Source organism: Polaromonas sp. P1_E1_2 (assembly GCF_056406035.1).
The window spans coordinates 1-14,252 of record NZ_JBFUAZ010000041.1; the positions used below are offsets into that span (position 1 = coordinate 1).

10 protein-coding genes are annotated in these 14,252 nt (G+C 62.1%); 2 read left to right on the plus strand and 8 right to left on the minus strand.

Annotated elements, in window-relative coordinates:
- On the plus strand, window positions 1-687 hold a 687-nt coding region (locus AC1D1P_RS04120), incomplete at its 5' end, for a cation:dicarboxylate symporter family transporter (RefSeq protein ID WP_477672166.1).
- On the opposite strand, the gene AC1D1P_RS04125 is transcribed toward AC1D1P_RS04120, so the two are convergent.
- The 8 genes from AC1D1P_RS04125 to AC1D1P_RS04160 all read right to left on the minus strand — a co-directional run bounded on the left by AC1D1P_RS04125 (window position 633) and on the right by AC1D1P_RS04160 (window position 14,040).
- On the minus strand, window positions 633-2,501 hold the full coding sequence (locus tag AC1D1P_RS04125; RefSeq protein WP_477668837.1) for a peptide transporter: 1,869 nt from the start codon (window positions 2,499-2,501) through the stop codon (window positions 633-635). The genes AC1D1P_RS04120 and AC1D1P_RS04125 overlap by 55 nt on opposite strands.
- Window positions 2,502-2,564: 63 nt before the next feature.
- On the minus strand, window positions 2,565-4,121 hold the full coding sequence (locus AC1D1P_RS04130; protein ID WP_477672167.1) for a lyase family protein: 1,557 nt from the start codon (window positions 4,119-4,121) through the stop codon (window positions 2,565-2,567).
- Window positions 4,108-8,004 (minus strand): beta strand repeat-containing protein, encoded by a 3,897-nt coding sequence (locus AC1D1P_RS04135; RefSeq protein WP_477672168.1) that lies wholly within the window; start codon window positions 8,002-8,004, stop codon window positions 4,108-4,110. The genes AC1D1P_RS04130 and AC1D1P_RS04135 overlap by 14 nt, the downstream gene beginning before the upstream one ends.
- 9 nt (window positions 8,005-8,013) lie before the next feature.
- A complete protein-coding gene (locus AC1D1P_RS04140; protein ID WP_477672169.1) occupies window positions 8,014-11,043 on the minus strand; it encodes a ShlB/FhaC/HecB family hemolysin secretion/activation protein in 3,030 nt (1,009 codons plus the stop codon).
- Window positions 11,044-11,147: 104 nt separating this feature from the next.
- Complete coding sequence (locus AC1D1P_RS04145) at window positions 11,148-12,191, minus strand: alpha/beta fold hydrolase (protein ID WP_477668841.1); 1,044 nt, start codon at window positions 12,189-12,191, stop codon at window positions 11,148-11,150.
- A 476-nt stretch (window positions 12,192-12,667) separates the two neighbouring features.
- Entirely contained in the window at window positions 12,668-13,243 is a 576-nt protein-coding gene (locus tag AC1D1P_RS04150) for an NADP-dependent oxidoreductase (RefSeq protein WP_477672170.1), read from the minus strand.
- Window positions 13,240-13,590 (minus strand): alcohol dehydrogenase catalytic domain-containing protein, encoded by a 351-nt coding sequence (locus AC1D1P_RS04155; protein WP_477672171.1) that lies wholly within the window; start codon window positions 13,588-13,590, stop codon window positions 13,240-13,242. The genes AC1D1P_RS04150 and AC1D1P_RS04155 overlap by 4 nt, the downstream gene beginning before the upstream one ends.
- A 15-nt stretch (window positions 13,591-13,605) precedes the next feature.
- The gene (locus AC1D1P_RS04160) at window positions 13,606-14,040 is read right to left on the minus strand and encodes an ester cyclase (RefSeq protein WP_477668843.1); all 435 of its coding nucleotides are present in this window, start codon (window positions 14,038-14,040) and stop codon (window positions 13,606-13,608) included.
- 98 nt (window positions 14,041-14,138) lie between these two features.
- Here AC1D1P_RS04160 and AC1D1P_RS04165 point away from each other — a divergent pair.
- Window positions 14,139-14,252 (plus strand): LysR family transcriptional regulator (locus tag AC1D1P_RS04165; protein ID WP_477672172.1); only part of this gene is annotated, 114 nt, incomplete at its 3' end.

Consider the following 14,252-nt stretch of genomic DNA (forward strand, 5'->3'; position numbering starts at 1 on the left):
GCCTTCGGTGCTGTGGCCTTCATGATAGGCCGTTACGGGACATCTTCGGTGCTACCGCTGCTGCAGTTTCTCGGCGCGATTTATCTCGTCAGCATCCTGTTTGTCTGCGTCGTGATGGGTCTACTGGCGCGCGCCGCTGGTTGCAACATCTTTCGCCTGGTCGCCTATGTGAAGGAAGAGCTGCTGCTGGTCTTCTTCACCGCTTCATCGATAGCCGCTTTGCCAGGCTTGGTCGGAAAAATGGAAAGAATGGGCTGCGCCAAATCGGTGGTGCGCTTGATGCTGCCGACCGGCTTCAGTTTCAACCTGAACGGCAGCAACATCTATATCGCCATGGCGGCGATCTTCCTGGCGCAGGTGGCGCATGTCGAACTGGGTTTCTGGCCGCTGCTGTCACTGCTGGGCATCGCGATGCTGACTTCCAAGAGCGCCGCCAGCGTCGCCGGTTCGGCCTTCGTCGCGCTGACAGCGACGTTGGCCAGCCAGAATCTCATTCCGGTCGCGGGCATAGTCTTGTTGCTGGGCATAGAGCGTTTGATGAAATGCCGCTCCCTCACCAACATGCTCGGCAATTGTGTGGCCTGCGTCGTTGTGTGCGCCTGGGAAAAAGCGCTGGACCGCCAAGCCATGCATCAGGCTCTGTCGGGCAGGGACCCCTCCTCGCCCGCCGTCGCCGACCAGATCTGATACAGGCGTTCGCCCAGGCATTCCGCGCGGCCTTCGAACAGGGCGTTCAGGCTCTCGGACCGCTCCAGCCTGCGGTATAGCGCGGCCCGCTCCGCATAGTCGTCGGCCATGCGGATGGCGGCGGCGACATAGTCCTCCACACTGGCGACAATGCTCCAGTCGGGCAGGCCCAAGCGCCGGAACAGCGCTTCATCAATGTGCTCGAACACCTCAGGCCCCGTCTTGCACACGCCGGGCAGGCCGACCGTCACCGCGTCGGTGATGCCGTTGGTATTGCCGAAAGGAAAGGGGCTCAGAAACATGTCGCAGCGATTGAAGATGGCGAGGTAATCCGGGTAGGGCTGGTGCGCGTAGATTTCGGCGTCCGGCAGGTAGCGGCGAATCACCCTTCGCACTTGCGGATAGATCAGGCCGGTTGCCTGTCCAATCAGGAAATGAAACCGTATCTGCTTGCGTGAGCCCGCGCGTATTTTCTGGCAGGTCACCAGGAATTTCGGATTGATCTTCATGGTGGTCGCGGCCACGGCGATGTTGACGACCACCGAGTCCTGCCGTTGTGGCCGTGCCAGCGAGACTTCGATGGCCGACGGGCGGTAAGGCTGCCCGTCCTTTGGCAAGCGCAACAGGGTTTCGCTGAAGCAGGCGGGGTCGCCGACAAAGTCTTCTTCCACGCTGATGTAATCGATACGGTCGGAATGCGTGGTGGCGGGATGGCCCAGCGCGGCCACCTGCACGGGCGCCAGGCGCTGATTGGCCGCGAACATGGTGATGGGAAACATGCCGACGCTGGGCATGTAAAACACGGCAGGCCTGAGGGAGCCGGCCAGCGCGTGCAGCTGGCGCAGACAGGCGATCATGTCATTGGGCGCAGCGAAATCAATCACCTCGTCAAACACCGCCCGGCCCAGTTCGTCGATGTTGCAGGGGTAAGCAATGGCCACCAGGCGAAAATGCCTGCGCGCGGCCTCCAAAGTCCGGGAATGCGTGCGGTAAATCGAATGCCCGCCGGAGAACCACTCGAGCAGTACCAGCATGATGGGCTTGTCCGCACTTTGCGCGGCGAGCGCGAGCGCGGGCGCAGCGCGCCCCAGGCCCAGCGCCTCGAGCTTCTTGCGAACCAGCCGGTTGATGGGGCGCTTGATCTCATGGCGGTCGGCCAGGTCGGCGTAGCTGCAGTGCATGTACACGTCATGCAGGATGCCTACCGGCAGGGTGTCCAGGCTTTCGATTTCTTCGAGGTGGGCAGGCAGCCAGGCCAGCAGCGCCTCCCGCTTGGAATGCGCGGCTGGCGAGCCGAGGAAGCGCGGCGACAACAGGGCCACGAACAGCGCGGCAGCCAGCTTTTTGTTCTGGCGCCACAGCAATTCCACATCCAGCGGGATTTCCGATTCGGGCGAATACAGGATGCAGAACTTCACGAGGTCCCGCTCGCTTACGTGGAACTCCGGCGCGCCGGAACCCAGATAGTTGAGCGACCTCAGGATGTGGTCRCAATGGACAAAGGCGCTGGCGGCGAACAGCGCCGACAACCAGCGCTGGAAGTTGATGAGCTGGCCGAAGCCGCCGGGCGAGACATGAAAGGTCGGATCGGAAAACAGGGCCGAGATGGCGCTGGTGAGGCGGGTCAGGCCGTGCGCGTCACGCTCCTGCGCACCTATGGCGGTCGACAGGCTGAGCGCGAAGTTGCCGTCCAGGTTGCCGTAGTTCCTGTCTATGAGCAGCAGCAGCTTGACCAGCTCTCGCGCAGCCGGCTCCTGCTGGCGGGAGTAGCACAGGTATTCGAAGTTCTCCAGCGAAAAAGTATCGTCAGCCATGGTGCCCTTGTCGATGGCCCCGTCAGGCCGACAGCGCCAGTATCGCCGCTGCCGCCGTGAAACTCATTGGACCAGCCCGGAAARGGTGCGGTCCAGGTTGTACTGGGCACGCGCGAGCTTGTCCTGCTGCGCCTTGAGCCAGGCGGCGTCCTGCTCTAACCGGCTCTTCTCGGCCACCAGCATCCTGACCGTCTCCGTGCGCTGCGGGCCACCCAGGCCTTTGCTCGAGGCCAGCATGTTCTGCGCGGTCAACGACGTTCGATAGCGCTCCTGCGTCAGCGGGAATTCAGTCTGCGGGAAGCTAAAGGCTTTTACCGCCTCGGCATACAGTTGCTTGACGACGTCAAAGGGGATTTCGGCGGGTTTGAGCTTGTTGGCGCGGCCGTAGTTGACCAGATCCGAGGCGAAATGGTGGCCGACACGGAAAGGGACGTCGGCGTCGCGCTGCAGGATATCGGCCAGCTCGGTGGTGGTGGAGTACTCGGCGTCGACTTCCTGCAGCGCGCGGTTGCGATCAATGACGAGATTGTTCATCAGGTCGGCCAGCTTCACGAAGGCATTGGTCGTGAGGTCCAGGGTTTTCTCGACCTGATCGCGCTTGTAGTCGGGCATGCCGGGCGTGACGTTGTGCGCCTCCAGCTGGTAGGTGAAGGCGTTACCCACCACCTCGCTGGCCTGCAACCGCAGCCCGTTAAGAGCATAGGGATTGCGTTTTTGYGGCATGATGCTGCTGGTTCCGATGAGCCTCCCTTCCTGGATGGTGATCCAGGGAGCGGTCTGGTGGTACTGGGTGTGCATGTCCTGTACCAGCACGCCTATCATCAGCGCCGCGTTGCTGCACAGGCCCACCAATTCCACGCCCTGGTCGAGCGCGCCGAGCTGAGCCGCGTCGTAGGAATTTTCCACCGCACCGTCAAAACCCAGCAGCTCCGCCAGGCGTTGGCGATTCATCGGAAAGCTCGAGGTACCGAGCGCACCCGCGCCCAGCGGGCTCATATTGAGGCGCGCATAGGCTTCTTTCAGGCGCGCGCTGTCGCGCCCGAAGACCGAGGCAAAGGCCAGCAGGTAGTGCGCGTAAGTGGTGGGCTGGGCCTGCACGCCATTGGTATAGGCCGGAACGATGGTGTCCAGGTTCTTCTCCGCCACGGCCAGCAGCTGCGCCTTCGATTGGATCATCGCGTCCATCAGAGCCAGCGCGCGCTCCCGCTGCATCAGGCGCCGCGTGGTGGACAGAATGTCCTGGCGGCTGCGGCCGGAATGCATGCGCGAACCATCGGGGCCGGCCAACGCCAGGATCAGCGGCTCGTATTGCAGGTAATCCCCAGGGCGTTTCGCGCCCGGCTGGTTGCCGTCCCTGATCACTTGGTCGACCGCCCGCGCAATCTTTCTGCCGAGCTCTGGCGGGACGATTTTTGTCTCGACCACCATCACGGTTGAGGCCTTGTTCATCTCGCCGAGAAAATGGAAGTTGTCGTGCTCGGCTTGCCCGGCTTTCTTGTCGGCAGCGACAGCCAAAGCGGACAGCGATACCAGCAACAAAGGAACCAGCAACAGCCGACCGGCGCGGCGTGGAATGGAGCCAGTGAACGCCGCGAGGGACGCGGACTCAAGGCGTTGCATCTTCTTTGCCTGCAGCGGATGCATTGAGATTGGCATTGGACGACACCACGGAAATGGTGAGCCTGTCCGTTCCGCCGTTGGAGGTCGGGGATGCAGTGTCGCCGGCAAGGGGCGCCATCCAGTCGCTGCCAGTCATTTCCGATTGCAGCGCAGCGGTCGCCGCGGCCGAATCCGCGCTGGTCAGGCTGCTGACCATCTTGCCGCCGAGATTGCGCAGCACAACCCCGGAACCGGTGGCGGCAATTGTCGTAGCGTCCGAAGACTGGCTGAAGGGCTGCCCACTCGGCGCACTGGCGCTGATGAGCAGAACGCCGTTCTCCACCTGCAGCTTGTTGGTGCCGCCGTCTATGCGCACCCCGTAGCTGCCACCGGAGCCCGATACGAGCAGATTTCCATTACCACCCGTGCTGATGGTATTGAAGGCATTGGCGCTGCTGCCAACGATGGACAGCCCCTCGCCGGAGCCGGCTGTCGCAGCCTTGATGTCGATGTCACCGCTGCCCGACGTGATACTGACGCCGTTGGCAGCTCCCGAGGCCGCAGTGCGCAGGAGGACTGCCGGCGCCGCAGACGCCGCGCTGTTGCTGCCCGTGATCGAGAGCTTGCCCGACACCGTGGAAATGGCGGCGGAACTGGTCGCCGTCGACGGGTAAATGGTGACGCCGCTGCCATAGGTGGAGCTGCCAGCCACACTCACTGAACCGCCTCCAGTGGCGCGTATGACATTGTTACCAGTCAGCACGCCCACCCCGTCGCCATAAACACTGCTCCCGGTGATCGCGAGCGCGCCGTTCTCGACACTGACCAGGGCCTTTCCGCCACCATAGATGCTGACGCCATTGCCCTGGTCGGCTGCGCTGCCGACCAGCGTCACGTTGCCCGAACCGGTGGTCTGGATGCGATTGGCGACGTTCTGGATGGCGATACCGTGGTCGAGCTCCCCGGTGTTCGGCGAATGGAAGTTGCCGACCAGCGTGATGTTGCCGCCTTGCGAAGAGATGTTGTTGACCGAGTTGGTGCTGGATGCGCTACCGCCCAGGGAGATAGCGTCCGAGGTACCTATGGAATCGCCCCTGAAGGTGATGTCACCGCTCACGGTAGTGACGTTGACGCCGTTCGCGTTCCCGGTGGAGTTCAGGAAGATACCGTAGCCGCCGAAACTGCTCGTGCTGTTGCCGTTGACGGCAATAGCGCCGCTGCCGGTGGTAATGTTGATGGCCGCATTGGCACCGGACGGCGCGATGTCAACGCCACGCCCCGAATAGCTGGTGCCGTCGAGCGTCAGCGCGCCCGACTGCGTGCCCAGATTGATGCTGGCGTAGGCGCCGCTGGCGTCCAGCGACACGGCCTTGAATGAGCCGGTAGTGGGATTGACCACACTGTTGTTGGCCAGCAGCTTGAGTGCGCCGGCTGTGCTGTTGATGTTGATCTGCGAGGCGGTGGCCGCGCTCGTACCGACGCCGGARCTTAGCAAACCCAGCGCCGGCGTCGTGCCGCCCGAAGTGTTGCCGGTCACCGTGATGTTGCCGTCCGAAAAGATGCTGATGGAAGATCCGGAACCCGTCGAGTTGAGCACCGTGCCGTAACTGCCGGTGCTGCTACCACGCAGCGTGATGGCACCGCTGGTCGTTGCATTGAGTACTACGGCGCCATTGCCGGAAGCCGCCAGGTAGACGCCGCGGCCGGCACCGGCAAAGCCGTTGTCATTGGCCTGGATAGTCAGATTGCCACTGCCGACGCTGAGTTTTTGGGTAGAGGTGCTGGCCGTCGAGCAGATCAGCACGCCAAAACCGGAGGTTGCGTTGCCGCTGATCGTCAAATTGCCGGAACCGCTTGCAGCCATGGTGTTGTTGGTGCTGAAAATACGCGTGCCGTTGCCGCTGCCCAGGTTGGTGCTGTCCACCGTGATGGAGCCAGCGCCGCTGGTCTGTACGTTACTGCCTCCCGTAAGCACAAAGGCGTCGCCGGTCCCGGTGGCACTGGCGACGTTGGCCAGGATGGAGATGTTGCCGCCGCCGGCATTGAGCGTGGAGCCGGATATATTCACCGCGCTGCTGCTGGAGCTTGTCGAGGTGGAGGCGCCGCGTATCGTGATGTTGCCGCCGCTGGTGCTCAGCGAAGCGCCGCTGGTGATCGCCACGCCCGAGGCGCTGCTCTGGTTGGTGCTGGCGTAGCCGGTCAGCGGGTTGCTGCCGCCGCTGATGGTGATGGCCCCGCCGTTGGTGGTAATGGTGCTACCCGTCAAGGCCACAGAGCCGTTGCCGGTGTCACCGTAATTGGAGACCAGCGAGACGTTGAGGCTTTTGCCGGTGCCGTTGGAAATGGTGCGGCCGCTGCCGATGATGATGTTGCGGTGCGCCTGCAGGGTCAGAGAGGCATTTCCCACACCCTTGACGTTGTCCAGCACGTTGATGTCGCCCGAGGTTCCGCCGACCGCAGAGGTTTGGACGATCACGTTGGCGCCTTCGGACAGCGAGGCGTTGAGCACGGCCGAACTCAGGTTGGAACTGGCTGCGCCGCTGGAGGTGAAAGGAGAGCTCCCAGTCGCGCCGACGCTTGCCGTGCTCGTAATGTTGATGTTGTAGGGGTCGATCAGCCAGGTGCCTCCCTTGCCGGAGGCCGCGCTGATATCCACCGAACCCGTTGCATCCAGGTGATGGCCCGAGGTCTCGACCAGGCCCCCGCTGCCTGTCTGCCCGCCACCCAGCACCGTGATGCCGCCGTGAAATTGCGTGCTGTCGGTGGACCACAGGATGACTTTTCCGCCGCCGCCGCTGCYGAGCGCATCGGCATGAATGCGGGCATCCTCCCCCATATAAGTTCCGACGGCCTGGCGCTCGGTACCACTGCCCTGGTAGTTGCCGCCGACCAGTACCGTGCCGCCACCGGCATCGCCGGAAGCATCGATTCGGGCACCGTCGAACACACCGACGTACTGGCCCAAAGCCTTGAAGCTGCCGCCGGTTTCGCCGGCATCGCGGCCGGAGACGTCGACACGGCCGCTTACGGCGACAACACCGGCCTCCCCGCCGTCAAGCAGGACCGTGCCGTTTCGGCGCTGCAGGCTGGTCGCCTCGATCACGCCTTCGTTGTTGACCACATTGGACATCAGCGCGTCGCCGGAGCGGGCCGACATGACGACCAGGCCACCGTTGGCCTTGAGCAGCCCCTGGTTTACCACACTGGCGCCCAGCGAAGGGTCACTCACCTGCATATTGATCAGGCCGTCACCGTTGAAGTCCAGCGTGATATTCTTGCCCGCGCCCAGCATCACGCTGCCCAGACGGGCCGTGATGCTGCCCACATTGCGCACCTGCGCACCCAGCAGCGCCACGTACCCGCCGTCGGCCGCCACGATGTTGCCCTCATTGATCACGGCGCCGCCCGCGCTGCCGGCTTCAAAGCGGTTGTTGCCGGCCATGAAGTTGCCGTCCGAGATGTTCAGCGAGCTGGCCACCAGGCCGCCGACATTGACAGCTGAACCCTGACCGAACAGGATGCCCGAGGGATTGATCAGGTAGACCTGCCCGTTGGCATTGAGCTGGCCCATGATCTGCGAGGCATCGCTGGATGTGACACGGTTGAGGGCCACCGACGAGGCCGAGGGCTGCGCGAAATTGACTTTGGCCGCGCTACCGATGTTAAAAGTGTTCCAGGTAGCAACCATCCGGTCGCTGCCCTGTACCACGTTCATGACGTTGCCGCTCTGGCTGATGCTGCCGCTGCCAGCTGTGACCTGACCATTGGTAGGTAAGGCGCTGGCGTCCAGCGCATATCCCCGTACCGGGTATATGGCGCAAAGCGCTGACAGGATGGCTGCACTCAGCGGTGTCAGCGTCGGGCGGCTTTTACGTGGGAAAACCGGGGAAGAGTGGTATGTCATGCGAGCCCCTCAGAACGTGTAGTTGATACCGAAACCGATCGCGCGGATCGTGGTGCCTGCGCCTGCGCTGCCGAACACGCCGGCAACGGCGTAGTTGTAATTGGCCAGCGGTTGGTTGCGCAGCAGCACGTACTGCCCGAAAATCCTGAGCTGCTTGCTCCAGGCATAGGAGAAACCGATGGCCTGGGAGGTCGCACCCATACCTTCCGTCGAACAGTTCACGCCATTGCCGGAAATCATGGTGCAGTCGCCTGCGAAGGCTTTGGCATGGCTGGCGCGCAACTGCCAGGCACCTATCTTGTGTGAGACGCCGACCATGTAGGCGCGGCGGCGGTAGCTGGCGAGGTCGCTTGAAGTGACGCTGGTGTTGATGACACCGGACTCGGCATAGCTCAGTTCGTCGGCGATCAGCGAAACCTTGGTATCGCCAAAATCGTAGGCTACGCCGTAGCGCACGCTGTAGTCATTGGACGAAGTGCCCTGCGTGACGTGGGTATTGGTACCTACCCCGCGCGCGTTGCGGCCCAGGCTGGCTATGCCGAAATAATTCACATGCTGCTCAGCCGCAACCACAGCAGAAAATCCGCCGTTCTCATACGACAGGCTGCCGCCGTAGAGGTAGCCTGTATCAACGTCCGGCGCGGCCTTCATGCCGTTGTTCGAATAAGCCAGCTTGAGCTGGAAGCCGCCCATCTTGGGCGTCCAGTAGCCGAACACGCCGGCCTGGCGGCGGTTGAAAGCGGCGTCGTCGTTGTTTTCCACCGCCGCCGTGCCCACCGGGCCGGAGTTTTTAGTGATGCTGGTGGCGAAGCCCGGTGACCCGATGATGTTGTAGTGCGCCGCACTGGTGGTCGCGCCGAAGGGGTCGAAGGAAGAGGTGCTTTCCTTGAGCGGCATGTCCCAGTTGCCGTACATCGCGGTGCCAGCATCTGGATGGGCGACAGCCACGCCGGTATTACGCAGCTCTTGCCTGTGTGTCCAGTTCGGGGTCGCGTCGTCTCCGGCCGCGCCCGCGCTCAGTGATAGGCCCAGCTCCAACTGCCACAGCAGCTTCCACTGCTCATGGATTGGAATGCCGCCACGCGCGCCCACATACGACACATTGTCGCGCGCACGCCAGAAGCCCGACATGTTGCGCCCATTGGGCGTGGCCAGCTTGCTCTGGTCGGCGGGCGCCGCAGGGGTCGCGCCTGAGCGGCTCACGTATTCGGGGATGATGCCCAGTGATCCGTACAGCCGCATGCCGTCTTCCGCCTCCTCGAAATCCTCACCCCGGCTGCCGCTGCTGGAGGCCAGGCCCGTGAAGGCCTGGGGTGAACCCGATACCGATAGCCACAGGCGACGCGCGCTTTTTGGTTCGCTGACCGGATTGACGCCGGGCGACACCGCGATGCTGGCATTGAACACCAGGTCCTTGTTGTAGACGTTCAGGCCCACGCCATAGCCGTAGCGGCTCGCGCGGTTTTCGCTGTTGTCCCACGGCTTCTTGTTGATGGTCACGCGCCCTGCATCGGCGAACAGCGCACCTTCCACGACGGAGTTGCCGACAACACCCAGGGTCTTGCGCAGTTCCAGACGCGCCAGCATGCCCTGGTCGCCCGCGGCTTCGCCGGCAGGGTAAGCGCGCACGCCGCCGGAGCCGCCCAGGCTCATTTTCTCTGACGCGTCCAGGTTCTTGTCGGCGTACTGCGCGGTGACCGAGCCCAGCAGGGAGTAGCCGCCGCCAAGCTGCTGCAGGCGGCTGAACGACAGGTTGAGCTTTTTGTAGTCGCCTGCCGCATTGGCCGTGAAACGGTCCAGTGCTGCGTCGTTGGGCGTTTCTTTTTTCAGGTGACCCATACCCAAACGCGCGTTCCAGCTGTTGTTCGCCGACGCGCCTGTCCAGTCGTCACGCCAGTCGCCAGACAGGCCCGCACTCATCAGGTTGRCAGACTTTTCAACGGTCGTGCCGCCAGTAGTGTCCTGGAAATGTCGGTATTCCGTCGCCAGCGACAGATTCATGTTGGCGCGCCGGCTGCGCAGCAACGCCGCGTTGAGAAACAGCGTGCTCACGCGGGCTTCACCTCTGGCCTCTACTTCCTTGAGGTTTTTGCCGATGTTGTATTGCAGGCCCGCAAAATTCGCGCCTACTGACAGCCCTGTCGTGCCGAGGGGCTGCACATAACCAACGCCTGCAATACGCAGGCCTTCAAAAGTTTGCTGCGTATTCAGGCTGAAGCTTTCGCCCATGCCCAGTGCGTCGTTGAGGCTCAGGTTGGCGGACAGGCGATTGGCACCGGTGTAATAGCTGCCACCGTTGTCGATGCTCACGCGCGAGGTGATCGCCCCCATCTCGCTGACCTTGACGATGACGTCGGTGGCGCCCGGTTCTGCCGAAGGCCGCAACACCGCCTTGACCGTCACACCGGCGATGTCAGAGAGCCGCAGCAGCGTGTTTTCGAGGTCGCTTTCCTGGATCACCTCGCCCGTCTGTAGTCCCGCGAGATGTCGGCCTATCAGTTCCGGGTCCAGGCGCACGTTGGCATCGGGCTCGGCCACCACCCGGCCGATGACGCCTTCACGGATGCCGAGGGCAACCACACCGCCTTGTATTTCCTGTGCGGGGAGGTAGGCGCGCGCTACCAGATAGCCCCGGGTGCGATAGTAGGCCGTGATTTTGGCGGCGGCTTTGCCCAGCCCGGCGAAGTCCAGCTCGCGGCCGACAAACTCCTGCAGTTGGGCTTGCAGCTCGGATGCCGGCAGAGACCGGTTGCCGCTCAGTACAAAACCCGTGACCTGGATGCCCGTTCCGCCGGCGGTGGGGCTCTGGCCCTCATCACTGCCTTCCACCTCTTTTTCGATGCGCGCAGGACGCTGCACCGCCGCCGGCGGGCCGGCATTTTCCGTCGGCGAGAGCTGTTGCCGGTTCGCGTCGAAAAGAGTACCGGCGCTGGGCGGCGTCTGCGCATGGACGGCAAAAGGGGCGGCGGCCAGCATTGCGCAGATCCGCGATGCGAGGATTTTTCGCCGTGGTGCGGCAAGGCGTGAGGGTTCCATCATGGTTTTCGTCTTCTGTCTTGGTGTTGTGTCCGCGCGTCTCTGTGCTTCTTCTTTTTTTTCTTGTTGTGCTCGTTCGGCTTGTCCCTGTTTGTCCCGGCTGTTCGCTAGTTGCCGGCGGCATGGAAAATTTTTGCAGCAACATCGCGGGACTCAAAAATTTCGGCCGCTTCGTGCCCCGCGTCTGGCACCACCATGACCGCACGCGTCACGGGTGTCTGCCATTTCTGGGCTAAAAACTGTTCGTAGCGCATGTAATTCCTGTGCCGATTAAGCCGGTCTGTGCCCTGCATGGCGGCCCCGCAGGATTTGTCGAGTGACTCGTAGGCTGGGTCGTTGTCCTGCGCGCCCACCAGGTAGAGGACTTCACGCGCTGCATAGCGCTTGAACAACTGTTCGCCGTCCAGGCCCTGCCCATAGGGAACCATGTTGCCCAAGCCGTAGCGGAAGTTGTTGTAACCGGGGCAAAGGATGCTGTTCACAGGCTTGAAGCTCCCACCCTCCGGCCGGTTGTCATCCAGGTACAAATAGGAAGACGGGCTGGAGACTACATACCGCACGCGGACGCCCGACTTGCGCAACTCCTCCTCGCTGTTGTTGAGCACGGCATAGCGCTGCATTAGCTGTCCACCGGCTGAGTGGCCGATGAAAACGATTTCCTTGAGTACGGGAAAACGCTTGCCCGCGCTCAGATAGCGGGCGATATCGTCCAGCACGCCGCAGGAATTGATGGCCTCCTTGCCCCGGGAGGGCTGRCACTGCATCCAGTTGCCACCGCGCCAAAGCGGGATATTGCCGTCAGGCGAAGTGTCTGATGCCGTCAGGAAGTGGGGTACCAGCAGCAACGTGCTTGATGCGTCCAGCCGCGCGGCTTCCAGCAAGCCCAGGCCCACGCCAAAATAACGGTCGGCATCGCGCTGCACGCCATGTACAAAAATGACCGCACGCTTAATCCCGGCGTCCGGCTGGCGCAAGTCAATGTTGGAATAGACCGCAAAGGGATATGCGGTGCCCGCGGCTTCCAGGTCAATTACCTGCTCCCTGGGCGGTTCGCCGGCGGCTTTGTCAGCTGCGGCGAAAAGACGCGCGCCAAAGAAAGCCAGGCCCATTGCCACCACCAGTTGTAACCACTTGTTTCGAGTGCGTGTCATACCTGTATCTCGCTTTGTCAAAAATGCAGACATCGAAAAGGCTTGACGCGTCGTGCTCGAATGCCGGGTGCTCCCGACTTACGCACTACAAATGGATCACAAATCCAGCGTTTCCCTTCACGGCCTTTTTTAGGAGATCCACCGGGAAAGATCAGTTGTAATAACTTGCAACTCACGGTGTTGTTGGCGATTCTAGGAAGACAACCGCTACCTGTAAAATATCTTGATTCTGGTACGTGAATACTTTAAAAGTATCTTATGAGCAAGAATCCAGCAGCGAGGATCAGCGTGACACGCGATGGACGTTAGCCACTGGATTGATACCGGGTAGGCATCGGTTCCACGCAAATTCGGTGTGGACGTGCCTCGACTCCAATGCTGGAATGCGGTCTGGCGCTAACCCCGTGCGCTCTAAGGGGATAGCCGCTGAGCGTGCGTTTTTGATGGAAGGTCCCAAGGCGCCATTGCCTCGCGGATCAGCGCGACGTGCGGATGATGACCTTGCCGCGCGCATGACCGCCGGCCACCTGCTCAAGCGCCGCGCGGGCGTCATCCAGCGGATGGATTGTGTCGAGGATCACCTGGAGCCGTTTGTCGTCGAAGCGCTTGAGAATCAGCGCCAATGCCGCAGCATCGCCGCTGAAGAATGCGAAGACGCCGTGGATATCTCCACGCGGCTGTATCGTGTGATCGACGATCGACACCACCGTCCCGCCCGGCCTTGTCACTCGCCACGACCGCTCGAGAGTCTCCCCACCAATCGTGTCGATGACCAGGTCCAGGTCTCGCCAACGCTCTGCAAAGTCATCACGGCGGTAATCGATAATTTCGTCCGCACCCAATTCTTTGACCAGTGTGTGGTTCTTTGCAGAAGCCGTGGCTAAGACGTGCGCACCTGCCTGCCTTGCGAACTGGACGGCGAAGCTGCCCACGCCACCGGCTGCCGCGTGAACCAGCACGCGCTGCCCCGCCCTTAACTTTCCAGCCCCAAACAGTGCCAGCCAGGCCGTACCAGCTGCCGTCGGCAACGCTGCGGCCTGCTCGTAGCTCATCTCAGCGGGAACCAGGCACAACGCGCTTGCGGACAGCAGGGCAGACTGCGCGAAGGCACCCCCCGCCGTCGGCGCGAGCCTCCCACGACGCGGTCACCGGGCTTGAACCGGTCAACCTCTGGACCCACGGCTTCAATCACACCGGCAAGGTCAGTGCCTAACGTATAGGGCAAAGTGACAGGAAAGACAGGCTGCATGGACCCGCCAAGGATTTTCAGATCCAGCGGGTTCACGCTCGCCGCCTCGACGCGGACCAGGGCCTGACCGCCACCCGGTGTGCCCAGGGCGGCATGTTCAATATCCGCCTGGCTGGCGCCGCCGAATGCATGGATGCGAAGTGCTTTCATCAAATTCTTTCCCAGTTAATCGCCGAGTGGAGGGAAGCTTCCAAGTTGCAGGAAAACGCCAAACCAGTCTTCCAGGTGCCAGGTTCGCTGGATACGCGTCTCATGGAATTCGTGGAACTCGTGGATGCGGATGCTGACCTTTTTTCCGGTTGCCGCAATGCCGAAGAGTGGCCCCAGATGGGTACCCGTTATCTCAGCCCGTACACCGATACGCCCGGGTACCTGAATCAAGTCGTGAATGGCAATATGGACGTCCGGCAGGGCTTCGATGAAGCTGCGGATGATCGGTTTCAAACCCTCGGGTCCCGGGCCTTGCCCGGGCGCCAGCGGAATGTCATCCCAGTCGGCAGTCACAGCGCTGTCCAGCAGGTCCGGGTTCTTGTCGTTGAATGCGCGATACAAGGTTTCGGTGGCGCGGCGCTCAGCCATCATCTGTGTGGTGTCGTTCATTTGTCCGGCTTTCGGTGGTTGAAGTGGAAGAAGGCCGATTCTGGTAGACCGATAAAAATCTGTCCAACAAATGACGTATATACAGCTATATTTGATTCATGGATTTTCATGGCATTGATCTGAATCTGCTCGTKGCGTTTGACGCGCTGATGGACGAGTGCAATGTGACCCGCGCAGCCGCGCGGGTAGGCGTGAGCCAACCTGCCATGAGT

Bases quoted from the DNA above. Each gene is read 5' to 3' on its own strand.
- AC1D1P_RS04150 (WP_477672170.1), bottom strand. From the start codon at position 13,243: ATGAGCTACGAGCAGGCCGCAGCGTTGCCGACGGCAGCTGGTACGGCC.
- AC1D1P_RS04155 (WP_477672171.1), bottom strand. From the start codon at position 13,590: ATGAAAGCACTTCGCATCCATGCATTCGGCGGCGCCAGCCAGGCGGAT.
- AC1D1P_RS04160 (WP_477668843.1), bottom strand. From the start codon at position 14,040: ATGAACGACACCACACAGATGATGGCTGAGCGCCGCGCCACCGAAACC.